General features: G+C 50.2%; 21 protein-coding genes and 1 pseudogene. 4 read left to right on the forward strand and 18 right to left on the reverse strand.

Annotated elements, in window-relative coordinates; all coding sequences use genetic code 11:
• Positions 1–477: 477 nt before the first annotated feature.
• Genes K9N57_07360 through K9N57_07395 form a run of 8 tightly spaced genes read right to left on the reverse strand, consistent with a single transcriptional unit; the run spans position 478 to position 8,475 of the window.
• Positions 478–1,422: a hypothetical protein gene (locus K9N57_07360; protein ID MCF7803990.1), complete on the reverse strand. Its 945-nt coding sequence runs from the start codon at positions 1,420–1,422 to the stop codon at positions 478–480.
• A gap of 9 nt (positions 1,423–1,431) precedes the next feature.
• Positions 1,432–2,775, reverse strand: a complete 1,344-nt coding sequence (locus K9N57_07365) for a hypothetical protein (GenBank protein MCF7803991.1) — start codon at positions 2,773–2,775, stop codon at positions 1,432–1,434.
• Positions 2,776–2,789: 14 nt separating this feature from the next.
• Positions 2,790–3,467: an OmpA family protein gene (locus tag K9N57_07370; protein MCF7803992.1), complete on the reverse strand. Its 678-nt coding sequence runs from the start codon at positions 3,465–3,467 to the stop codon at positions 2,790–2,792.
• Between the two features lie 10 nt (positions 3,468–3,477).
• The gene (locus K9N57_07375; GenBank protein ID MCF7803993.1) at positions 3,478–4,275 is read right to left on the reverse strand and encodes a MotA/TolQ/ExbB proton channel family protein; all 798 of its coding nucleotides are present in this window, start codon (positions 4,273–4,275) and stop codon (positions 3,478–3,480) included.
• Between the two features lie 9 nt (positions 4,276–4,284).
• Entirely contained in the window at positions 4,285–5,622 is a 1,338-nt protein-coding gene (locus K9N57_07380; protein ID MCF7803994.1) for a hypothetical protein, read from the reverse strand.
• Positions 5,623–5,638: 16 nt separating this feature from the next.
• A complete protein-coding gene (locus K9N57_07385) occupies positions 5,639–6,652 on the reverse strand; it encodes a tetratricopeptide repeat protein (protein MCF7803995.1) in 1,014 nt (337 codons plus the stop codon).
• On the reverse strand, positions 6,642–7,514 hold the full coding sequence (locus K9N57_07390; protein MCF7803996.1) for a tetratricopeptide repeat protein: 873 nt from the start codon (positions 7,512–7,514) through the stop codon (positions 6,642–6,644). Before K9N57_07390 ends, K9N57_07385 begins: the two co-directional genes overlap by 11 nt.
• Positions 7,507–8,475 (reverse strand): hypothetical protein, encoded by a 969-nt coding sequence (locus K9N57_07395; protein ID MCF7803997.1) that lies wholly within the window; start codon positions 8,473–8,475, stop codon positions 7,507–7,509. Before K9N57_07395 ends, K9N57_07390 begins: the two co-directional genes overlap by 8 nt.
• Positions 8,476–8,725: 250 nt before the next feature.
• On the opposite strand from K9N57_07395, the gene K9N57_07400 reads away from it, so the two are divergent.
• A complete protein-coding gene (locus tag K9N57_07400; protein MCF7803998.1) occupies positions 8,726–8,935 on the forward strand; it encodes a hypothetical protein in 210 nt (69 codons plus the stop codon).
• 20 nt (positions 8,936–8,955) lie between these two features.
• Here K9N57_07400 and K9N57_07405 read toward each other — a convergent pair whose 3' ends face one another.
• From K9N57_07405 to K9N57_07420, 4 genes are all read right to left on the reverse strand, one after another.
• Positions 8,956–10,110, reverse strand: coding sequence for a hypothetical protein (locus tag K9N57_07405; GenBank protein ID MCF7803999.1), 1,155 nt, complete (start codon positions 10,108–10,110; stop codon positions 8,956–8,958).
• A gap of 167 nt (positions 10,111–10,277) precedes the next feature.
• On the reverse strand, positions 10,278–11,555 hold the full coding sequence (locus K9N57_07410; protein ID MCF7804000.1) for an HU family DNA-binding protein: 1,278 nt from the start codon (positions 11,553–11,555) through the stop codon (positions 10,278–10,280).
• Between the two features lie 157 nt (positions 11,556–11,712).
• On the reverse strand, positions 11,713–14,448 hold the full coding sequence (locus tag K9N57_07415; protein MCF7804001.1) for a UPF0182 family protein: 2,736 nt from the start codon (positions 14,446–14,448) through the stop codon (positions 11,713–11,715).
• Positions 14,449–14,514: 66 nt separating this feature from the next.
• Entirely contained in the window at positions 14,515–15,273 is a 759-nt protein-coding gene (locus K9N57_07420) for a UvrB/UvrC motif-containing protein (protein MCF7804002.1), read from the reverse strand.
• 266 nt (positions 15,274–15,539) lie between these two features.
• Between K9N57_07420 and K9N57_07425 the strand changes: the two genes are divergently transcribed.
• The 3 genes from K9N57_07425 to K9N57_07435 are packed head-to-tail and all read left to right on the forward strand — an operon-like array spanning position 15,540 to position 17,390.
• Positions 15,540–15,953 carry a hypothetical protein gene (locus tag K9N57_07425; protein MCF7804003.1) on the forward strand — a complete coding sequence of 138 codons (414 nt, stop codon included), beginning with the start codon at positions 15,540–15,542 and terminating at the stop codon, positions 15,951–15,953.
• Positions 15,954–15,960: 7 nt separating this feature from the next.
• Positions 15,961–16,431: a GAF domain-containing protein gene (locus K9N57_07430; GenBank protein ID MCF7804004.1), complete on the forward strand. Its 471-nt coding sequence runs from the start codon at positions 15,961–15,963 to the stop codon at positions 16,429–16,431.
• A 26-nt stretch (positions 16,432–16,457) separates the two neighbouring features.
• On the forward strand, positions 16,458–17,390 hold the full coding sequence (locus K9N57_07435; protein ID MCF7804005.1) for an alpha/beta fold hydrolase: 933 nt from the start codon (positions 16,458–16,460) through the stop codon (positions 17,388–17,390).
• A 72-nt stretch (positions 17,391–17,462) separates the two neighbouring features.
• Here the strand turns inward: K9N57_07435 and K9N57_07440 are convergent, their stop codons facing one another.
• The 6 genes and pseudogenes from K9N57_07440 to K9N57_07465 form a co-directional block, all read right to left on the reverse strand.
• Positions 17,463–17,888 carry a type II toxin-antitoxin system VapC family toxin gene (locus K9N57_07440; GenBank protein MCF7804006.1) on the reverse strand — a complete coding sequence of 142 codons (426 nt, stop codon included), beginning with the start codon at positions 17,886–17,888 and terminating at the stop codon, positions 17,463–17,465.
• Positions 17,885–18,114: pseudogene (vapB, locus tag K9N57_07445) on the reverse strand (type II toxin-antitoxin system VapB family antitoxin). Before vapB ends, K9N57_07440 begins: the two are co-directional and overlap by 4 nt.
• A 221-nt stretch (positions 18,115–18,335) precedes the next feature.
• Entirely contained in the window at positions 18,336–19,055 is a 720-nt protein-coding gene (locus tag K9N57_07450; protein ID MCF7804007.1) for a hypothetical protein, read from the reverse strand.
• Positions 19,052–19,756, reverse strand: coding sequence for an ABC transporter permease (locus K9N57_07455; GenBank protein MCF7804008.1), 705 nt, complete (start codon positions 19,754–19,756; stop codon positions 19,052–19,054). Before K9N57_07455 ends, K9N57_07450 begins: the two co-directional genes overlap by 4 nt.
• Positions 19,757–19,990: 234 nt before the next feature.
• Complete coding sequence (locus tag K9N57_07460) at positions 19,991–20,845, reverse strand: ABC transporter ATP-binding protein (protein MCF7804009.1); 855 nt, start codon at positions 20,843–20,845, stop codon at positions 19,991–19,993.
• Entirely contained in the window at positions 20,845–21,453 is a 609-nt protein-coding gene (locus tag K9N57_07465) for a TetR/AcrR family transcriptional regulator (protein MCF7804010.1), read from the reverse strand. Before K9N57_07465 ends, K9N57_07460 begins: the two co-directional genes overlap by 1 nt.
• Positions 21,454–21,510 lie beyond the last annotated feature (57 nt).

Genomic DNA, 21,510 nt, shown 5'->3' on the forward strand with positions numbered 1-21,510 from the left:
TTGGCGGTTCGGGTTGTTTTACGTCAACGTGTTGCATGCAGCCCTCCGAAATTCAAAAAAATAGTCCGTCAAAGCAGCCCGTATTTGTGGTGTAAAAACCATAGATAGCATTAAAGTTTCAAAAGACATGCCATTCTCCCAAACCCCTGTAAAACCGAACGGATAGTAAATTTCCTATGTAAAAACTTATCAATAATTGTAAAATTTGACGGATTTCTCTAAGGATTAGGAAATTTTACAGGGAGAAATTTTGGCGGTATTTAAGTCTGAGGGGGCGGGAATTCTTATAAATTCACAAATCTCACACTGATATGTGGTGGGGCTGAAGCCCCGCGTGGAAACACCTCGTTTCATCCCCGCCATGTCCCATGGGGATCCCGTTTGGGAATGGCGGGGCTATTCAGTGGTGCTATAAAAAAAGGGCTGGCAGCGATTGATTCGCTGCCAGCCCTGAGTTGCTTGCCATTTTATTTCAGGCTACTCGACATAATCCGGATCTACGAAATCCTCCAGACTGAACCGGCCTTCGTCCTCAAGCTCTTTCGCCGCGCTGACCAGTTTCTTTTGGGCGCTTTCCACCTTCCGGCGTGGCTGCGGCCCTTCCAGGAGGCGCATTTCATCTTCCAGAATAATCTGGGCGCGTTCTGGCATGTTTTCCATAAATTTTTCACGGGTTTCGTCCGGTTGGCCTTTCAGCGAGTAGGCAATTTCCTTTGGCTCCACCTGTTTCAGGACTTCCCGAAGTACATCGTCCGGAAGTTTCACCAGATCCTCAAATAACAGATGGTAGCGCTTGATCTCTTTCGCCAATTCAGGTGATTCCTTTTCCAGATGCTGCAAAAACTGCTTTTCAGTCCGAACGTCCATTTTTGTAAGAACATCGGCAAGGCCTTTGGCCCCACCGCTGGCGTATTTGGCTTTGGACGGCATCAACCGGGATTTTTCTCGGAGATCGGCGGCAATATTAACTACGCCTTCGTACGGTACATCCTCAATTTTGCCCATTTCCATGAGAATTTCAGCCTGCTCATCGGATTCGAATCGCTGCAGGAGGGAGACCTGTTTTTCAATATCCAGCTGGGCCACGGCAATCGCTCGTACCCGCGGTGTTTCATTCTGCAGAAGGTATACGACCTGATCCTCGTTGAGATCCTCGAGAAATTTGAACGGTTTTTTCTCTTTCGTTTCCCCTTCCTCAGGTTTCACCTTGTCCGCAATAAATCCAAAATAAAATTCCTCCAGCACCTGTTTCTTGACCCGAAATGGTGCGCGTTGCACCTGGGGATCGTTCATGGCCTTGCGAATCCGCGCCACGTCATTTTCTCCGATATCTTTAAAAAGAGACCGGGCCAGATTGTACCCCAGCGCCTTAAACAGAATGGCTGCTTTTTGGGTGCCGTTTAGTTGTGTCCCGTTTGCCATAACTCCTCCCTATACCGTCTCCTCGGTTGGCGGCTCAGTGTCCTCCGGAAGGAGATCTTCCTCTTCGGAGAGCCAACTATTCAATATATCGCTTGCCGCATCCGGCTTACCAACGCTCATTGATACGACCGATTGACGAATGGATTGCACTTCTTTCTTATCGGCTGGTGTATCCTGTGCCGCACGAGGTTGTTCTTTACTTTCCGGTTTGTCCTTATTTAATCGTTCCTGCTGTTCAAGAAGTTGCTCACGAAGTCGTTCTTCCTGCCGGGAAGACTCCTGTCGCTGAGAATGAACAGTATACCAGACGATCCCACCAATAATCAATGCCAAAATAACTAAAGCCAGTACCACGAGCCACGGATTAATTCCCATACCCTGTTGCATTGCCGCCAGGGCGCTGTCTCTGGAAGCGATATTTTCTCTGAGATCCTGAATGGTTGTCTGAATTTCTGACGCTCTGGCTTCCGTCGTTTCCCGTTCCGCTTCCTGGAACTGGCTGGTACGCAGCTGACTGCGCAGGTTTTCCAGTTCTTCATTCAGCTGCTGAAGTCGCAGGGAGTCCCGTCGGAGCAACACCTGCTCTCTTGCGCGCTGCTGCTCCAGCATACGCCGGGTTTCAGCCTCGTTTTGTCTCCGCTCAATTTCTTCAACCTTGTTTGCGATATTTTGCAGGAGGATTGCCTCCTCGTCCATCGCGCCCTGACCTGTTCCCTGGAATGAGGCGGTCATCATACTGAGCATATCGCCGCGGGACCGGTCAAAATGGGAAGCGACCTTAACGACCTGTCGTGCATTTTCCAGAAGTTCCGGCGAAATGCCGTCCTCAAGAATGACGCTGATATTGAGCCGTTTGATACGTGGCAAACCCATACTGGATTGTTCCACGGAATGGCTTACCACTTCGGCATTCATTTCCTGACGCGCCGCTGTATCCTGGGTACCTTCTACCTGCTGCGGTGCACGTTGCCCCTCAAATTCCACATCACTGGGAATACCGGGAAGTATCATCCCGCCGCCCGCGGAACCTGACTGGTCAGTGCTTTCGTTCGCCGTCCCCGGAAGGGCTCCACTTTGGGTTCCGGCACCAGATCCATCTTTGGGACGGTAGACAGTTTCCGTTCGCTGCGACGGCTGGAACTCGATTTCCGCCTGCACATCCACAACGAATTTTTCGTCCTCAAGGACTTTACTCAGTCCCTCGGATATGCGCTCCCGCAACGTATTTTCCAGCATCACTTTTTGCGCAAGCGAGGAGTTACTCTCCTGCGCCAGCAAACCGTTGGAGAACAGGCATCCAACAGCGAAACCTGTTAACAGCAGAACCAAGCTCTTGAAACCTGAGCGATTCATTGTTGACTCCTTTATTACAAACTCTCAGTTAAAAATTGAATTTCAACCCGGCGATTCTTCGCCTTGTTTTCCGGGGTGGTATTCGGTACCAGTGGTTCAGTGTCGCCCTTGCCAATGGCGATTAGACGGTTGGGTTGAACACCCTCATCAATAAAAAAACGTGCCACAGCAGATGACCGGGAGGCGGATAACTCCCAGTTCGACGGAAACTGCGCCGTCCGGATGGGATCGGAATCCGTATGTCCGATAATCGCCACCGGAAATACGCTGTTTTTGATAGTGGGTACCAATTTTCGCAGAAAGGGCTGTAACTGCTCGGTCATATCCGCCTGTCCCGTCGAAAAGGTTAGTTCACTGGGAATGTTCATCTTGACGCCGAAACGACCGCTTTCAACGTTCACCACATCCTGCAAATTTTCCTCCTGTACGATCTCTTTCATCGACTCGTACAAATCTGCCAAACTTGTCCGTTGTGATTGTTTTTTCGATGCACCCTGCAGACCACCAACGCCTTCGGCAAATTGTTCGAGTTTTACCGGATCGATGGATGACATAGCGAACAGGAGCACAAAGAAGGTCATCAGCAGGGTCATCATATCGCCGTAGGTCAGCAACCACGGCTCAGCATCACCGGAATCCTCCTCATCATCGAGGCCCTGGAGGTTATAATTTTTGTATTGTGATTCGTCCATGGATCATTCGTCAGTTATTCTCTTCGCCAGGCTTTTTCCATTCCCGTGGGGGAATGAATGAATTGAGTTTTTCCCGTACAATCAAAGGATGCTTGCGATGCAAAACCTGCACGGTCCCCTCAATCAACATTTGCTGGAGCGTATTTTCCTTCCGGATGCGGCTCTCAAATTTCTCTGCCATAGGATTAAAGAACAGGTTCGCCAGCAGCACCCCGTAAAAGGTCGTAATCAAGGCCGCGCCCATTCCCACACCGAGCTGGGCTGCGGCATCTGCCGTTGCTCCTTCGCCCATGGAATAGAGCATGACCACCAGCCCGATGAGCGTACCAATCATCCCAAAGGCCGGCGAAAATTTACCCATGGTTTTTAGTACATTCGCCTCGCCCCGTTCGCGCTTGGCCCGGTTTTCGATCCGGGTCATCATAATATCCCGGAGTTCCGGCTCATTGTAGCCATCGACCACCATCTGTATGCCATCCCGCAGGAACGGGTGGGAAACATCGGAGACGGAATTTTCCAGTTCTTTCATACTCTTACGCGAGGTATCCGCCAAATCCACAATCTCATCGATGAAGGGAGACATGCTGTCCCGCTCCTTTTTGAAGACCACGCCCATAATCCGGAAGATGCGAAACACCTCCTTCAGCGGGAAGGAAAGCAATGTGGCAGCGAGGGTGCCGCCGAGCACGATAGCCAGACTGGGGATGCTGAGGAACATATTGACCGCCTGCTCCTGCGCGTAGCTCCACATGGCCCAGCCGATGAGACCTAAACCCGAAAGTATCCCTAAGAGAGTTGCAAAATCCATAAGACTCTATCAGTTTCTGTTTATAGTTGAAGTCGTCTGCAGTCGGTTTTCGTTCAGCGCCCGGAGGATATTGCGCACATCGTCGTACTCCGGATCGATCTGTAAAGCTAAATTCCAGTTGATGGTCGCTCTGTCCACATCGCCGAGTTTGTAGTAGATGGATCCCCGGCGAGCGTACGCCAGCGCCAAATTATCGTTCAGTTCGATGGCGATATCCACTTCCTGCAAGGCTTCCTTATAATTACCCGCATAGAAGTAGCGCAGGGATCGGGACAGGTGCTTCAACGCCAGGTTAATATTCTGTTCAGTTACGTGTTTCTGGAGTTTCACCCGCTGGACTGAATCCTTCAGCACCGACGTTTGCTGCTGCAGCATGGCCACTTCGTTTTGGAGGCGATCGATTTCCGCCAGGGTAATTTTCACGGAATCTTCCAATGTCTGGATCCGCCTGTTTTTCACCCGGAGGATGGAATCAATCTTGGCTTCGTAGTGTTCCTGCATCGCCACCAGGTCTTTATCCGTCCCCAAAACCCCGCGCGGCGCCCTTTTGCCGAAATCCGTATATCTGGGTATCGTCATTTCCATGCCTAGTATGATACCGGGCCGCCTTGATACATTGGTACCGAGCTTCGGCAAATTGTCGATCCGCTGCACGCCAAAATTGATGTTATAATTCTCGGTAAACGGTATCTTCACACCAACGTTTAACCCCTGACCGTCATACTCTCCAATGAAATCCACGCCACCGTGATGCTGCAGGGTCTCTGTCGTCATCCGAAATCCCGCAAATACCCCCGCCGTACTAATGGAGGTCTCTCCTCCACCGGTGAAACTACTGGCCAGCAGACCAGTGCCAAATCCCATGTACGTATTCAGCACAAAATCGTCCATCTGCTTTTCATTTGCGATCACGGCGAACATGGACACGTTATTTTCCTGAAGCGTCAATTGATCGTTGGCAACATCGTTTTGGAACATCACGTTGTAGAGGCCGGCGCTCACTGATATTTCCTCGTAGGAAAATATCCGTTTCTTCAAGTGCAAACCGTACAGGACTGGCAGGGTATCATCTGCCCCCTTGATTGCGGAAAAGCCCAAACTCAGTGCATTAGCAAATTCCGTATCAAAATATAATCCCTTGCCGGACGCAAAATCCGGTGCAAATTTGTAGACCGATCCCACAAAACCCGCCCGGAACATATACGGCGCCCGGTGCTGAGACGATGTGGGAATATTCATGGTCATATCCGGCTTAGTAAACGGGATAGTCGTCTGCGCCGTTGTTGCACTTGCCGCAAACAACCCCAATATACATCCCAGTGATATGATTCGTTGTACGCTCTTCATTATTAGTCGTCTGGCCTCAGGAGGTAACATACCGCAACCGCCGTACCTCGCTCCGGGCAATTCTTGCATACTCGCTGTCCGGATAGTTTTGAACGACCCGCTCAAACGTGCCGAGAGCCTGTTCTAGTTGACCAAGTCGTTTTTGGGATAATCCGGTAATGACCAGCGCATCGATGCGATGTTTTGTTGCCTTGAATGCGTTAATGTATTGATCCATTTCTTGAATTGCTTGCGAAAAATTTCCCAGTTGATAATAGCATTCACCCATCCAGTATTGGGCTGTGGCTGCCAGTTCCCTGTCTTCCGATTGGTCCACGACCTGCCGGAACTTCTTCAGTGCTTCCGCAAAGTTACTGCCATAATACTGCCGGACTCCCAGCAGATACTGGCGCTCCAAATGTGGCTGCGCCGGCGGAGTCTTTGGCGGTTTCGGTTCATCCGGTCGGAGCGAAGCCGGTGTTGAACTCTTTTCCTCCTGCTTAGATACATTCGCCTGCTGCGTCCGTTGGAATTCCTGCTCAAGATATTCGATTTTTCTGGTGAGCTGCAGATTTTGATCCCGCAAATCCGCAATCTGCTCCTGATACTTGACTCGCAATGCGTTCATTCGCTCCTGCAACTCAGCCAACGTTATCAGGCTGTCCGATGATTGGCCTCCGGCCAAAGTTGGTTGCGCTTGTTGGATTGTCGTATCAGCGGCCTGCGCGGCGGAATCCAGAGCGGCTTCGTCCGCTTGCATTATGGAATCGATGCGGGCTCTGGCACGAGCCTGTTCTTGTTGCGCAATGTTCCGGGCGCTTTTGTTGGCCATCTGCTCCAGCTGTCTGGCGGCGGAATCTTTTTCTGCCTCAGTCGGTTCGACCTGGATACCAAGATCATACATCCGGAATTTGTTTTCCACGGCTGCGGAATCCGGCGACACGGTCGCAGATTCCGTCTCCGGTGCGGCTAATCCCGATTCCTGGGCAAATCCTGTAATCGCCGGGAATATACATCCCAACAACAGGAGGACCGACAGCTTATTGCGCATTATTATAGTTGGGTACCTCCATGTATTCTGTCACCCGGGGTAACAGATCGCTCTTTGGATAATCCTTTTTCAACGATTCAAACGCTTCCCTGGCTGCCATCTTGTTATCCAGTTTCAGGTAACAGAGAGCCCGTTTAAATTGCGCATGATCACCTTTATTGGTTGCAGGGAAGTTCAACACCCGTTCGAACTCCTCGGCGGCTTTCTTGTAATCCTCCATAGAATAATAGCTTTCGGCGATCCAGTACTGGGCGTTATCAGCGTAATCATTGTGTTTATCAATAATAAGGAGCGTCTGGAATTCGGCAATAGCCCGGTAGTAATTCGCCCGGAAATATTCGTTCAGCGCCTTGTTATAGCGCTCCCGGTACTCGTCCTTACTGATGGGATCCAGCATGCCGGAAAGGTCTTCCGACTTCGTATAGAGGGAGTCCGAGTGCTTGATTTCAGCTGCTATGGCTTTGTTCTCCGCCGACTGAAGATTCCGGGTAATGAGCAATTCGCGATACGTATCCGACAGACTGTCGATTTCCACGCCGCCGTCATCGCCCGTGATGATTCCGCTGCTGCTCCGATATCGCTGCCGCAACCGATGCTGCAGCGTTTGATTTTCCTCTTTCAGTCGGACAATTTCGTTCTTCAGATTGGAGACTTCATCGTGCAGGTTTTCAATTTGAGATTCCATTTCGAGTACATCCATCCTTTTTTGTTCCAGAAGTTCCTGCTTGCTGAGCTGGGAAGTATCCGACACCGCTGATTCCGAATGGGGTTCATCACCGGACACCTGCCGGGCACTGCTGCATCCGAGCAGTAGTAAAAGCGAGATTCCCACCGAGAAAAATAATAGAAACCGCTTATTCATATTCTTCCCAATCGATGGAGTAAGAGTATCCAATGTAATTGCCAAACGACTTAGGCACATAGAGCTCAAACGTCCCCGAAGCCTCCGGCGGTAAGGCGGCATCGCTCTCAACGCCGGACTGATACTCGTATTGGATGCCGTCCACAAAGGCGGTCATCGTTTTGTTGTCGCCGCTCCAATTTCTCCGAAACTGGAAATGCACTTTTACAAAATCGGCGCGCCGTTGACCGGTGTTCTTAATGGTGCCAGAGAAAATATGGTTCCCGGAAGCGTCGGTGCGTTCTTTGATGCTGCCAACCAAAACGCAATTCGCGCTCTGATCCAGTCCCTGCGGAGCCGGCTCCTGGCTCCCGGTCATGGATTTCAATGGCTTGGTCGTTGAACTTTCACTTTTTTCGGCGGCAGGTTGAGGGGCCGGCTTTGGGGATTCTCCGCCTTTAGTCGAAGTCGTTTCCTGTTCCTGGAACACGGTTGCCTCGTTATCCACAATACGTTTTACGGCCGATCGTTCCAGCGATAGATAGCCAATTAACGTCTCTACCTTAATGACCCGCTCATCCTGGGCAACGATCTTTCCAAAGACGGAAGTCCCGTTGTTCAGAATTATTTCCTTATCATAGACAGAGAGCGGATTCAGCCAGATAGAGGCTTTCGCCTGCAGTTCATCCAGTTGATTCTTCACGTAATCCACCTCAGCCCGCTGCTTCTTCAGCTGGAAGTTCAGCTCGTCGACCCGCATTTCCAGATCACTCCGGGAAGCCGCCGAACTAGCTGCCGTTCGCCCGGAAGTATTCTGTGCAGACGATGCGGTATCCGACGCAGTCTGCCCGGATTGGGAGGTTTGTGTTCTTTCCGCTGCCGGTGTGGACGTCTGTGCATCGGGATGATCCCTGAGCGTAAACAGACTACAGCTCGTCAGGAATACTGCTCCCAACAGCACGTTCGGAAGCCATCGGATCATAGATTTAATCCTTATACATGGTTGAGGCGATTCCAAAATTTGTGGCGTACGAGGCGTCCGAATCTGCAGAACGCAAATCCGGAAATTTGTTATGCTTGCGAAAATATAGTCTCCCCCCAGGGGCAAGTCAAGCGGGAATTCAATAATTTTAGCAGGTTACCCGAATGACTTTAAAATTTAGTTTAAGTGATTACAGGAGGATTTACAGGTAAGATTTGCGGTGAACTCGGGGGTTAGTCAGCAGGATGAAATGAGTTTTTTTGCGGAGTACGCATTGCGTGACAATTTTCGCGCAATCGAAAAACCAGTCATTCTGGCTAAGCGCAGCGAGATGTCCCGGCAAGGGCTTCAATGGAGGAGAAATCTCGTAAAGAAACTTCTGCAGAAATTGGCGGAGGTCAGGATAATCTACAACAAAACCGTCGGCGCCCCTGGGAGGGAGCACCGACGGATGAATTAAAGATCACATTTTGGGTAGATTTACCCCGTCTTCTGGATGGGATACCGGAGGATGGCGCCGACGTTGTCCAGGTGGCCCATGTCACCGGCAATCATCTCAATCGACGCCCCCTGTTTCAGTACATTGAAAATCAGGTTATCGATGAGATCCGGAGTCCGCCGTAATTCCGATCCGTCCAGCGGACAGGTCTGCTCTTTCACCGAGAGGTGGTTGCATTCCGGGCAGTACCACCCTTTGGTTGAGAAGTTATCCTGAACAATGAGCGTCTCGATTTGTCCGCGCTGCTGGGCGTTGAGCGTGCCGGGAATACCGCTGATTCCCCGCTGTCCACTGCCGATTTCATCGCTGAGGCGATCCAGGAGCTTTGTCTCGTAGTCCGACCGGGTCGATTCGGCCGCCTCATTTGCCTTTTTCAGCACCTCTTCCATGGGCGCGTGTGGCTCCACAACCAGGTGGCCCTCAATGCGTTCTTTGAGATAGGAGTGCAGCATGCCTTCGAATTCATTTATTATTTCCTGCCGGCCGCCGACGTAAATCCATTTATAGTCGTGCTGCTGATGCAGTTCCAGCGCCTTTTCCGCTACTTGCTTCAGGTGCCGGTGGACGTGTTCGTTGATATGCCGTTCAATCCGGCGCTCGCTGGTGCCGCCGAAGTCACCCTCTTTCACCTGATCCGGCATATCTTCTTCCAACACATGCAGGCGTTCAATGACTTTACCCAATTTGACCTCCAGAATGCGTGCCTTTGCGCGGTCCACGAGGATAATAGCATAATTTCGGTATTCGCTGGCCGCTTCGACAAACGGCCGGAGATACGGATGCGGATTAATGACCATCGAGGTCTCCATGGGCATATCATATTTTTGTGTTTCCCAGAGATCCTCGGCCGCACAGGAAAAAATGGCAACGCTCCGGCTGCCGCTGCCATCCTGATCATATTCCATGGAAATATAGTCCTGTATCTTTTCGAAATCCCGCTTTACGGATTCCTGGGCGCTTTCGCTGAGATTGTTAAAATATGTTTTCTCTGTTTTATATCGAAAGAGATCCTTGAGTACAATTTTATGTTGGTTGGTCTTTTTGGCTTCTTCATCGAAACTGAGGTACAGCGTGGTAATCGGAATATTCGCAGGTTGATAATTGAGGATGCCACTGAGTTGTTTTTCTGTGACCATAGAAACCTGTCCTTTCTCGCTGTTGGATATATGGGATTAGTAAATTGAACTGCGGAACAATGAGGAATAATGAATGATGGCAATGTATCCCCGTCGTTTAACTACTTCTGCCCACAATATAACCGGTGGGTGATACCCTGTCAAGCAGACCGGCACTGCCATAAATTTTATCCGGAGGAAACGAGTGGCTGGCTCAAATTATATTGGTTGATCCATTTGAGTGCGATGGGTGCGTACTGGGAGTCCTGATAGTCGGCCTGGAATTTAAACAGAATTTTTTGGGCTTCCCGGTACTCACGCAATCGCAGGTACGAGGAGGCCATCATGATAAGTGCATCGTCGTTCTTATTGGAATTGGGATATAAAAACACCTTTTCAAATTCGCGGATTGCTTCCCGGTACCGACCGAGTCCAAATTTACATTCACCGATCCAGTATTGTACGTTATCGGCATAGGAAACCGGCGGATCAGAAATTTGCAGTCGCTGCATCATGACCATTGTAGCGAGATAATCCTTATCCTGAAACTGGCGGAGTCCGTCGTCATACGTCTCAAGAAATTGCTGCCGATGATTTGTGCCAAATTCGTACGGCTCCACGTCCGGTAGGTCGATGAGGGATGTTGCGGTTGCGGGTTCCGGCGTTTCCGAGATGCGCTCCGGGACACTGGCCACTTCTTTTGTTTCGGAGGTTGTCGTCTCTGCTGCAGCACCGAGTTCAGCTTGTTCCATCGGCGCCTGGGTAGTGTCGGTTATCCCGGCCGTATCGGCGACCACTGGCTGAGAGACCTCATCCGTCGCGACATCTGTGGCAACCTCGTCACCCGGTCCCCGGAAAGCCACGATACCTATGATTATGACCAATACGATAACCGCAGCCGAAACAATATACGGCACCGTGCTGGAGCGCTGGCGGACCGGCGGCTCCCAACCGGTGCGCTGCCGTTTTTCCATCCGTTCTTCGAGAGTTTCTTCGGAGGTTTCCTCTTCGTCTTTTTCCGCATCCGGTTCTTCCGCGTCGGCGGCCGCTTCATCAGCGGCGTCTTCCGGTTCCTCTTCCCGTTTGCCTGACTCCTCCTCTTCGGTCGCCTGCTCCTCAGTCTTTTCTTCAGATTCGGGAGTCGCTTCACCTTGTTCAGCCGCTGTCTCTTCGGTTTCTTCCTCGGCAGGATGGGATTTCCCTTCCCGGATCAGGGTATCGGACGGCGTCCAGTATGGAATCCAGCGCCCCTCAATTTCAATCTCTTCCCCGGTTTGGGGATCCCGGCCGGTGCGACTTTTCCACCATCGCCGACCAAACTTCCCGAAGCCATAGATAAGTGTTTCCTGGCCCTCTTTTATGCGGTCGGTAATGAGATCCAGGAATTCATCGAGTATGGCTTCCGCTTCGGTTTCGTTCACACCTTCCGCTTCGGCTACCTGCTGAATCAATTCCTGTCTGGTCATAATCTTGTCCTTTACGGGTTGGATTTATTGCAAGGTGAAAAGGCTGATACAGCAGGAATAAAGTCTGCCTTTTTCACCAGGAGTGCAAGTCGAAGTGTTTCCGGAATATCCGGCGTAACTCCTCTGAACAATACTTCAGGTCCTTGCCAGAAGGATGTTACTCCTGAGGGGCGCTATCCCCAGGTGCCGTATTATCCCGCATTTGCCGCAACAGATCCTCCAGTTTATTCCACCGATCGCCATATTCAGCCCAATTGCCTTGTTGGAGGCTTTGTTGGGCCTGCCGGTACGTTTCCAATGCTGATTTCGCCATATCTGAAATATTCAGATTTTGAATCACCGAGGTAGAAGCAGCAGCCCGTTGATCCACTACCGGTGTTGGTCTTTTTTCACCGAAGAGCACGGCAAGGGCCTCATCCAAGGTCTCTTCCATCACAATTTGGTTGTCGTAGGAGAGAATGATCCGTCTCAGTTCCGGAATTTCCCCCTGATCCGATCGCATAAAGAGCGGCTCAACATAGAGCAGCGATTTTTCAATTGGTATAGCAAGCAGGTTACCCCGGATGACCCGAGACCCCTGTTGACTCCATAGGGTTAACAGCTCGGAGATCTGGGAGTTCTGATCAATCCGTGCCTCAATCTGCATGGGGCCATAGATCAATTCACTCTTCGGGAATTCATAGAGCAGAAGTTCTCCATAATGTTCTCCATCAGAACGGCCGGCGAGCCAGGCAATCATATTGTCCTTGTTCACCGGTGTAAATGGATAAATCAGGATAAATTCTTCCCCTCGCTCCTCCGGTAATTCCATAATCAGATAGTACGGCTCAACCCGCTTTTCATTCCCCTCATAGACCTCTGTTGGGTATTCCCACTTATCTTCCTGATTATAAAACACATCCGGTTCAGTCATATGATACGACAGATAGACCTGCGACTGCACCTCAAACAGATCCGTGGGGTAACGGAAGTGCTTTTGAATCTCTGTCGGAATTTCAGATTTCGCCGTAAACAGGTTCGGGAAAATTTTCCGGTACGTCTGTAAAAGCGGATCTGTCTCGTCGACCACATAAAACTTCATGGTCCCGTCATATGCATCCACAACGACCTTCACCGAATTCCTGATATAGTTCGCATTTCCGCGTATCATCGGCTCGGCATACGGATAGTTCGAACTCAGGGTATAGGCGTCGATGATCCATTTTAATCCACCATTGATAATGGTGATATACGGATCGCTGTCATAGTGGAGGAACGGCGCGACGTTTTGCACGCGTTCCCGGATTTCCCGGTGATAATGTACCCTGGAATCTTCCGTAAAATAATCGGAGATCACCACCTTTAAGCTGCTGAACTCATAGGCATACAACAAACGCCGCCACAACGAACCCATTGGTACGCCGCCATTACCGCTATATTGCGTATATTTATTTTCATCCCCCATGGGATAATCAAATTCTTGTTCGGTTGTGCCGGTGAAAATATGGTAGTTAGACACTTCGCCGTAATAAATAGCCGGTCGCGTGATGTTGAAATCGGCCTCGGACACCGGGGGGATATTCTTGATAAAAAGGTCGGGCAATCCTTCCTCTGTCACGATATTCACGGGACTCATGACTGCCCCATATCCGTGGGTGTATGTCAGTCGCTGATTTTGCCAGGTCTGGGCTCTTGTGGGTACCTGGTTATAGTTAAACTCCCTGGCTGACAACATCACCTGTCTGTAATCTCCGTCGATGAGATAGCGGTCAATATCCACGTCCTGAAAGGTGTAATACAACCGGATTTCCTGGAGCTGGCGATAGGTGCTCAGCAGGGGACGGGTATCCCAGAGACGAACATTCTGCATGGTTGGCTCGTTCTCAGCCAACACTTCTTGATTCAGGTTGGATTCTACAGGATAGTTCTTCCGCTGCACGTCGTGTAAATCGTAGGCATTCCGTGTAAATTCGATATTATACTTGATATACGGCCGCTCACGATCCAGTTCGTTCGGTTCCACCACGAACTGCTGCTGAAACCAGGGATAAATTCCATTCACGAGGACCAGCGCGATGACAAACACCGCCACGCCGCTGATCAATAAGTTCACGCCTTTCCGAATCACCGAAATGATAAACAGGACAGCCACGCCGATGGTCAACAAGGCCATTACCCAGTAGGATAACAACTTCGCATGGACGTCGGTATACCCCGCTCCGTACACGACTCCACTAGACGAGAACAATAAATCATACCGGTCAAGAAAGAATCGCGTGGCAATTAATATCGCAATACCGACTAGCAGGAGACTGATATGGGTCTGCACCCCGCCGGAAAAAATATTCTGCCGGGATTTCACAAACCGAATGGCCCCCTTGAGAAAGTAGACGGCGCCGGACAATAACAACCCCAACAAAAACAATGAAAGCAACCAGCTCTGGGCGCCATTGTAAAAGGGCAACTGGAAGAAATAAAACCCGATATCCTTTCCAAAGATGGGATCGACTGTGCCGAAGCTGCTGGGATTCATAAACTTCAGTATCGTTTCCCAGGAGGGCAACGTGGCCCCGGCGGCAATAAACGAGATAACGAGAATCAGTGCCCCGACAATGTAGTTAAAAATCTTTTGCCCCGGCATCTTTATGTCGGAATTCTGGAACTGCCGGAACGGTTTGTTTTTTGTCAGCCGATTTGCGACCCGGTAATTAATCCAGAGAAACGCAGCAAAGAGAATAAACGAGCCGATCCAGACAATTATTTTCCAGGTAATGACTGTCCAGAATACCTCAACAAAGTTGACGGCTGAAAACCACCAGGATTCGGTGATAATATTGGACAGACTGCTGATCACCGTCAATAAAAGAAAAACGGCTACGATAAACCATATCGCCTTGTTTTGTTTGAAATTCATTAAAACCTCCTGAAGTCAGATCCCCCCGAACAAATCAGGGGGAATGAAACCAATGTGGTGGGGTGGTTAATTACGTTCCTGAATGTCTTCCAGCTGATCGCGGATGCGTGCGGCATCTTCATAGCGTTCGAGCCGGACGGCTTCTTCCATATCCGCCTTGAGTTTTTCGGATTTGGAGAGTGGTTTTTCTTCCAGTACAGTTTCACGCCACTCTTCCAGAATTGTGATCTCTTTCCGGGATTCCTCTGAATCCTGGATCCCCCATTTTTTATTAAAATCCCGAATTGCTTTAATACTCTTATCTATATCTTCCAGCGCACTGCGATACGTCTCATTTTCCAATGCCTGTTGAATTTTCGCCTGAGTCTGCATCATTTTCACATAGGGATAATACTGCATAAACGCCCAGGCACTCTCTTCATCTTTCGCGAATTCTTCTACAAATTCCAACACTTCCAGATTATGCGCTGTATCCCGGATAACTCCGGAGTAATCACCTAATTCGGCAAAGCAAAGATACCGATGATAATACTGTATCGATTCCTGTTGCAGCTCGCGTAAATCATCGGCTGTCAACTCAAACTGATCTTCCTCACCGGCCTCTCTCAGGGCATAATACTCCGACTGTATAAAATCCAGCACATTGGTATAGCCCTTGTACTCCTGTCCGTCAGGGCGTCCCTGCGCTTCCATCTGCAACAAGCCGAGATCGAGCCGGAGCTGTATCTTTTCGTTTCCGTCGCGACCAGTGATCTTCCGGACATTCAGTATATCCGGATCAAATTCCCAGTTATTTAATATATCTGAAATATCTTGCTTGCTCATAATATCTCCGTGTTATCGAAATTAAGACCTCCCCTTATGAATATAAAGAAAAAACGACAGTCTCCTGCCCTTCTGCGCGTACTTTTTTACAATCCATCCTTTGGTGTTAGTTGAAATTGAGTTGTACCAGCCGGAGTAAAATAAAGTTTCGCTCGGTAGTGCACGAACTCAGAGATCCCCGGGAAAAATCCAGTTGCTTGTCAGCTCATTTCTCATCAAATTCTGCTGGGGAGAATTAACAAACTCAAGGGGAATTGAGGGTACAGATGAACTGGTTAAAGCTAGAAGATGTTGCGCAGTGGATAAAGTCGCCGGGAAAAGCACAGTTGACTCCACAAGGGTTTCCGATGTTTCAGACGCCCAACGTAGAAATCGTGAAAAAAACTGAAGCAGACCTGTCAGGTCGTGGTTCGGTTATTCTGGCCGAAAATATGGATGCGATTTGGTACGTCGAAACCAAAGATCGGAAGACAAAATTTAATAAACAGGACAGCGAACGGTTCCTGCGATTAAAAGATGAGCTGAAGGAGCAACATCCCGATCTCTACATTCGGGGAATCATGTTGACCTCGGCTCCAATCGATGAAGAATCCCAGGAAAATTTGAAGGAAGAGGACTGTTTGCTAATCCACGTACCGGAAGAAAAGCGGGGGAATCATTCAGCCAGCGGCGAAAAATGAAAAGATCATGGCTCGCGATTCATTAACTTCCCAGTTAGAATCACTGGCAGATGATGCGCCGGATCCGGATTCTTTTTGCACGGATGCCGTCCGGCTCATAAAACAATCCAATGGAAAATACGATTGGGTTGGGATTTATGCTTCCCGGGAAAACCGGTTAAGCCTTCCGGAGTCCTGGTTTCAGGGCGCCACTCCTGAACATACGGAGATCTCCTTCGACGAAGGTATCTGTGGGGCTGCCGCCCGTGAGCGGAACACCGTTGTTGTTGATGACGTCAATTCCGACCCCAGGTACCTTGCCTGTAGTATTTTTACACAATCCGAGATTGTGGTGCCGATACTCTCAGAAGACGGCACCCTTTACGGCGTTTTAGATTTGGACAGCGACACCCCGGCAGCATTCCAGTCGGAAGAACAACAATCCCTGGAAAACGCCGCTGCCATAATCGCCCGGTATTTTTCCACACATCAAAATTAATCCGATTCTGACTATCTAGTGAAATTATGGGAATTTTCTTTACCATAACCATTGTTGTCGTACTGCTGGTCGCCGTTCCAATTGTCGCCGGACACGTCGCGTTTTCCGTGACGCCGCAACCGAGCAAGCGCACGCCTGAATCGCTGGGACTGGCCTTCCAGGACATTTATTTCCGCAATGCCAATAACGAAGTCCTGCACGGCTGGTGGATCCCGCACAGTGAGGCCTCCAAAGAAGAGCCCTGCCCTACGCTGGTATTTGTCCACGGATGGGGCCGAAATTGTGAGCGGATGCTGCCCTATATGGATGCGTGCAGGGATTTGCCGGTAAATTTGTTAGCCATTGACGTCCGGGGCCACGGCGAAAATGCGAAGAATAATTTTATCACCGAGGTCGGTATTGCTGACGATATCAACGCGGCAATTGACTGGCTGGTGCTGCAGCCAGGAGTCGATATTCAGCGTATCGGACTCATGGGGCATTCCTTTGGGGCTGCTGCCACCATCATGGAATCGTCCAGAGATAAACGCATTGCTGCCTTCGTAGCCGACGGCAGTTTTGCCAATCCCATGGATATACTGAAGGAGATGATGGAATCCAAAAAGGTCCCCTATATTCCCCTGGGATGGCTGATACGCCAATATATCCAGATGCGACTGAATGCTACATTCGACCAAATCGCACCGGAGAACCGGATCACCTCCACTCAGTCACCCGGCTTACTCATACACGGCGATAAGGATCCCGTGATACCGGTGGAAGACAGTCACCGGATCCTGGGGAATGCCGGAGAAAATGTCCAACTTTGGATCGCCAACGGATGCGATCATTCCAACACCCCAGAACATCCTGACTTTCAGAACGTTCTGCGGAATTTTTTGCGACAATCACTGATTGACCTGCCCCCCGCTCCGGGAGATTCTCCGGCGGAAGAGCATTTCTCACCCATTGTAAACTGAAGAATTCAGCGTAAACTCATATCATGGAATCGCGAAATCCGAGACACATCGTCGGGCAGTTTAACGACGGTATCAATGCTCATGATATTGACGGGATGGACCGACCCAATTTTCTGCAGAAAGTCCGAAAATACGCTGAAATTCTCTCAGGTTATTTGTTACTAGTGTCAGGTGTTCGCTCAGAGCATGCGCACCAATCATCATATCATAAGCGTCGATGACGTTGCCCCGCCTTTCTAGTGTCGCACGGACTTTTCCGAATTCCTCCACCACCTCTCCAGCGAATGGTAAAATATCGAATGGTGAGAGAAATCCCGCCAGAGCGATACGGTTTCGTTCCTGTTGTTCGCTTTTTTCGACACCGTACTGAAGTTCGGCCAGGGTTACCGATGAAATACAAAGATTTCCGACGCCGAATTCCCGAAACTTCGTGATCACCGGCTTCGGTTTTCGCTTTATAATGTAAATACAGATATTCGTGTCGAGCATGTATTTCATTCGGGATTATCTCGGTCCTGCACTCGCGGCTGATTCCGATTCTCCATGAAATTGTCGGAAAAATAGGCCCGGCTCTCTTCCATTACGGCCCACGGGCTCTCCTTCGGGATCAGCATTACAATATCCCCGAGTTTTTCCAATAGACCTCGGACGCGTCGAATCGGTATTCCTTTGGCAGGCGAACTGCCTGGCTTCGTCCGTTTTTAAATAGCTTGGCGGTGTCCATAGGTATCTCCTATTCTGAAGGAGACATCCAAAAACGCTTTTCCCGCCAAACGGCTTAATCTATCAGTTTTTACCGCGTTCGCCGGACTCACTGCCTGGGAACTATTTCAAACGGTGTGGGGCTATCCGGTGGATCTGAACGATATACTGATGAGCAGTATCGGATCCATTTTCACTCTCCTGGTAGTCAGGGTGTTCTACAGAGTTTAAGGCGGGAACGGGTTAAAAAATCTTCCGGTTAAACCGGCGATACAGCAGGATAAACAGTCCTGTGTGAGTAAAAATTCCCACACCCAGGTTGATTAGATAGACAAGAAATGAGTCCGCCCAGTACGCTTCGGCAATCCAGAAGACCGGTGAGAGTCCAGCGACGTACTGGACGGGAGACTGGACGAGGAAGCCCACAATCAGCGCAACTATATAGATGCCCATGGCCTTGCTCAGCGCGAGTCCTTCAACTTTATTTTCCGCCAGCCCCACCAGGAACATTCCGGCGAGTAACGCCTCTGTAGATAACAGCATTGCCAGTGGAATAAACCGGAGAAGTTTGCCGTTTCCGAAGCCGGAAAACCAGAAAAACACCAGCAGAAACAGGAAGGCCATCAGGGTCGGCAGGACAAATTTTCGCCGGATGTAGCCGTTCCGGGAAAGCGGCGTGACTGCCACGAACCGAATAATGTCTTCGTCCTGCTCGTCCAGCAGTACCAGTCCGATGAGCATCCCGTAGATCATCGGCGGCAGGGTGCAGAGAAAGATAAAGATCAGCGGCGTGTACGGGGTCAACTCGAAGGCAAACTGTGTCCAGAGGACAGAAGCCAGTTCCGGGATCCCGAACCGGAGCAGACCGAAGATCAGCACCGGCGCACACAGGATCAGCACGTACATGGCATCTCTGGTATAGTGCCGTGTATCGCCGGCCAGGAGTGTCAGTGTACGCTTCACAGATCCGATCCTATGCTTCGTATGACGTATTTATTGAACCAGCTCGCCGCCCACCACCAGGCCAAACCGTTCCAGATAACCAGGTTTATAACAGCTAATCCCATCTCTGGAAAAGAAACTGCCCTGAACGGTGCGCTGACCAGTACTATCAGTCCATAGGTCGGCAGTATGCGGAAGAAAACGCTTTCGACGAGGTGAAAATAGTCCATGAGGGGCAGCGCCAGGACAATTGTATAGACAATGGCCCGGAAGAAATAGCCATTCAGCGTGCGGGAACGTGCGACCACTGCGATGCCGATGAGGATGAAAAAGATCGAACCCAACACAGCGCCAATAAGAAACCAGCCGATATTCGCTTTGGTCTGTCCGCCGCCGAGGAGTACGACCAGACTCACCAGCACGGCGAGCGCGGACAGGGTGGCGGTTTTTGACCAGAGATATTCCCGGGGACGGAGCGGCGTGACGAACAGGCTGTCCAGCGTACGTTGCCTGCGCTCCAGCAGGATAATCCCTCCAATAAAGAAGAAGCCAAGTACGGAAGTATCGGTAAAGACCAGATACGGGATCAGCACAGCACGGACTTCCGGAGAAAGGCTCAGCAGGGCGGCAAGGTACACCGCGGTCACCAGCGCGTACGCAGCGTAAAATCCGTGGCGCCACTGGAATTTGAGATCGTATTGTATTGCGGCTGAAATTCTCATTGCTTATTCGTTCTATGTAAAAATTGAGTGGTTATCATTGGAAGTATTGCGTACTGCGTATTGCGTATTCGTAATCATTCGCACCTTGCTTTGAATGACCCTTTCAGGGGTCTGCGACCCCTGAAAGGGTCATTTTTACTTGTCTCCGTTGGTCCAGCAACCGCCAGTGTTTTTGTTGTGGTAAAAACGACCGACGGGAATTCTTTTACGCAATACGTAATACGCACTATTCGTTCACACTAACCGTCGCCCGGTCGTCTTTATAAAAACATCCTCCAGTGACGCCTCCTGGGTATGGATGGTCTCGACCTGGTTTTTGCGTAGTATATTAAGGAATTCGGCGTTTTCTCCCAGCGAATCGATAGGAAAATCCCTTGTTTCGGTTTGACCCTTTAATTGATATTCGACCCGGACGAGTTTCTTGCCGTCCCGGAGTTTCAGTTCCCGGGGCGAATCACACAGGACGAGTTCGCCGTCCACAATAAAGGCTACCCGGTCGCAGAGTTCGTCGGCCACGTGCATGTTGTGCGTGGTGAGGAAGACTGTGACACCTTCGTCCCGTTTTTTCAACACGATGTCCCGGATTTTTCTGGCATTCACCGGGTCCAGTCCGGCAGTCGGTTCATCCAGGAAGACCAATTTTGGATTGTTCAGGAACGCCCGGCAAAAGTTCAGGCGCATCTTCATTCCCTTGGAGAAATTACCAACCCGGGTGTTTGCATCCCCCGAAAGCCCGACCATCTCCAACAGTTCACCGGGATTAGCCGTATTATCCTTATAGAGCGCGGCAAAATAGTCCAGATTTTCCATGGCGGTGAACTTGGAGTAAAAGTTCGGGAATTCGAACGCCACGCCGACCTGCTCGTAAAAATCCGGTGAAATGTTGCTCAGTTCCTGTCCCAGCACTTGCACTGAACCGGCGTACCGTTTCAGGATCCCGATGAGGACGCTCTGGGTGGTACTCTTTCCTGCGCCGCTGGGACCGAGAAAGCCAAGAATTTCGCCGTCATTAACTGAAAAGTTGAGTGTGTCGAGGGTAAATCGTTCGTTTCCGGGATAGGAAAATGTCAGGTCACGGACAGTAATCATTAGGGGCGTTCCTCCGGGATCAGCTGATTCGCGATGCTCTCTGCCAGCAATTCCACGGTATCATCGAAATAGTCGTCACCGATTTCGTTTCGGTGAAGGATCATGAGAAACAGGGCGCGGATGGCGCTGGTGATGATCTCCGGGTCACGCCGGATCATCTGTCCGGCATCCTGCCACTGGTGAATCAGCGGCGTGAGCTCGGAGATATCTTCGGACGTGTGTTGGTCGAGGTATTCCTGCGGGAGTTTTCGTGCCAGGTATCGGTACTCGTCCTCCAGGTACATCCGGCGGATAATCGGATTTTTGCCGATGAGCCGAAACGCCTCTAGCAGGAAATCGCGAAACGTGGGTGCAGAGAATTCCTTCCCGGAGAGCTGCATCAACACCTTGCCCTTGAGTTTCTTTTCTTCCCGCCGGAAGATTTCAAAGTAGAGTACCTCTTTCGATTCAAAAAACGAATAAAACGATCCCTTGGCAATCCCGACTGCTTCCGTGAGATCCTCCACGGTGGTCTTTTTCAGCCCGAAGGTGCTGAATAGATCTTCACCCGTCTGAAGCAGCGCGTTTTTGATCTCCGTTTTTTCCTCAGAACTGAACGATTTTGGCATCTCTGGCAGCCTTAAATGTTTTTGTGACTATTTTATTCATTTGGTCACACAATATTT

The sequence above is a fragment of the Candidatus Neomarinimicrobiota bacterium genome (assembly GCA_021734025.1).
Taxonomy (GTDB): Bacteria; Fidelibacterota; JAANXI01; order JAANXI01; family JAANXI01; genus JAANXI01.

Coding starts and splice junctions, on each gene's coding strand:
- K9N57_07360 (MCF7803990.1), bottom strand. CDS start 1,422: ATGGCAAACGGGACACAACTAAACGGCACCCAAAAAGCAGCCATTCTG.
- K9N57_07365 (MCF7803991.1), bottom strand. CDS start 2,775: ATGAATCGCTCAGGTTTCAAGAGCTTGGTTCTGCTGTTAACAGGTTTC.
- K9N57_07370 (MCF7803992.1), bottom strand. CDS start 3,467: ATGGACGAATCACAATACAAAAATTATAACCTCCAGGGCCTCGATGAT.
- K9N57_07375 (MCF7803993.1), bottom strand. CDS start 4,275: ATGGATTTTGCAACTCTCTTAGGGATACTTTCGGGTTTAGGTCTCATC.
- K9N57_07380 (MCF7803994.1), bottom strand. CDS start 5,622: ATGAAGAGCGTACAACGAATCATATCACTGGGATGTATATTGGGGTTG.
- K9N57_07385 (MCF7803995.1), bottom strand. CDS start 6,652: ATGCGCAATAAGCTGTCGGTCCTCCTGTTGTTGGGATGTATATTCCCG.
- K9N57_07390 (MCF7803996.1), bottom strand. CDS start 7,514: ATGAATAAGCGGTTTCTATTATTTTTCTCGGTGGGAATCTCGCTTTTA.
- K9N57_07395 (MCF7803997.1), bottom strand. CDS start 8,475: ATGATCCGATGGCTTCCGAACGTGCTGTTGGGAGCAGTATTCCTGACG.
- K9N57_07400 (MCF7803998.1), top strand. CDS start 8,726: ATGAGTTTTTTTGCGGAGTACGCATTGCGTGACAATTTTCGCGCAATC.
- K9N57_07405 (MCF7803999.1), bottom strand. CDS start 10,110: ATGGTCACAGAAAAACAACTCAGTGGCATCCTCAATTATCAACCTGCG.
- K9N57_07410 (MCF7804000.1), bottom strand. CDS start 11,555: ATGACCAGACAGGAATTGATTCAGCAGGTAGCCGAAGCGGAAGGTGTG.
- K9N57_07415 (MCF7804001.1), bottom strand. CDS start 14,448: ATGAATTTCAAACAAAACAAGGCGATATGGTTTATCGTAGCCGTTTTT.
- K9N57_07420 (MCF7804002.1), bottom strand. CDS start 15,273: ATGAGCAAGCAAGATATTTCAGATATATTAAATAACTGGGAATTTGAT.
- K9N57_07425 (MCF7804003.1), top strand. CDS start 15,540: ATGAACTGGTTAAAGCTAGAAGATGTTGCGCAGTGGATAAAGTCGCCG.
- K9N57_07430 (MCF7804004.1), top strand. CDS start 15,961: ATGGCTCGCGATTCATTAACTTCCCAGTTAGAATCACTGGCAGATGAT.
- K9N57_07435 (MCF7804005.1), top strand. CDS start 16,458: ATGGGAATTTTCTTTACCATAACCATTGTTGTCGTACTGCTGGTCGCC.
- K9N57_07440 (MCF7804006.1), bottom strand. CDS start 17,888: ATGAAATACATGCTCGACACGAATATCTGTATTTACATTATAAAGCGA.
- K9N57_07455 (MCF7804008.1), bottom strand. CDS start 19,756: ATGAGAATTTCAGCCGCAATACAATACGATCTCAAATTCCAGTGGCGC.
- K9N57_07460 (MCF7804009.1), bottom strand. CDS start 20,845: ATGATTACTGTCCGTGACCTGACATTTTCCTATCCCGGAAACGAACGA.
- K9N57_07465 (MCF7804010.1), bottom strand. CDS start 21,453: ATGCCAAAATCGTTCAGTTCTGAGGAAAAAACGGAGATCAAAAACGCG.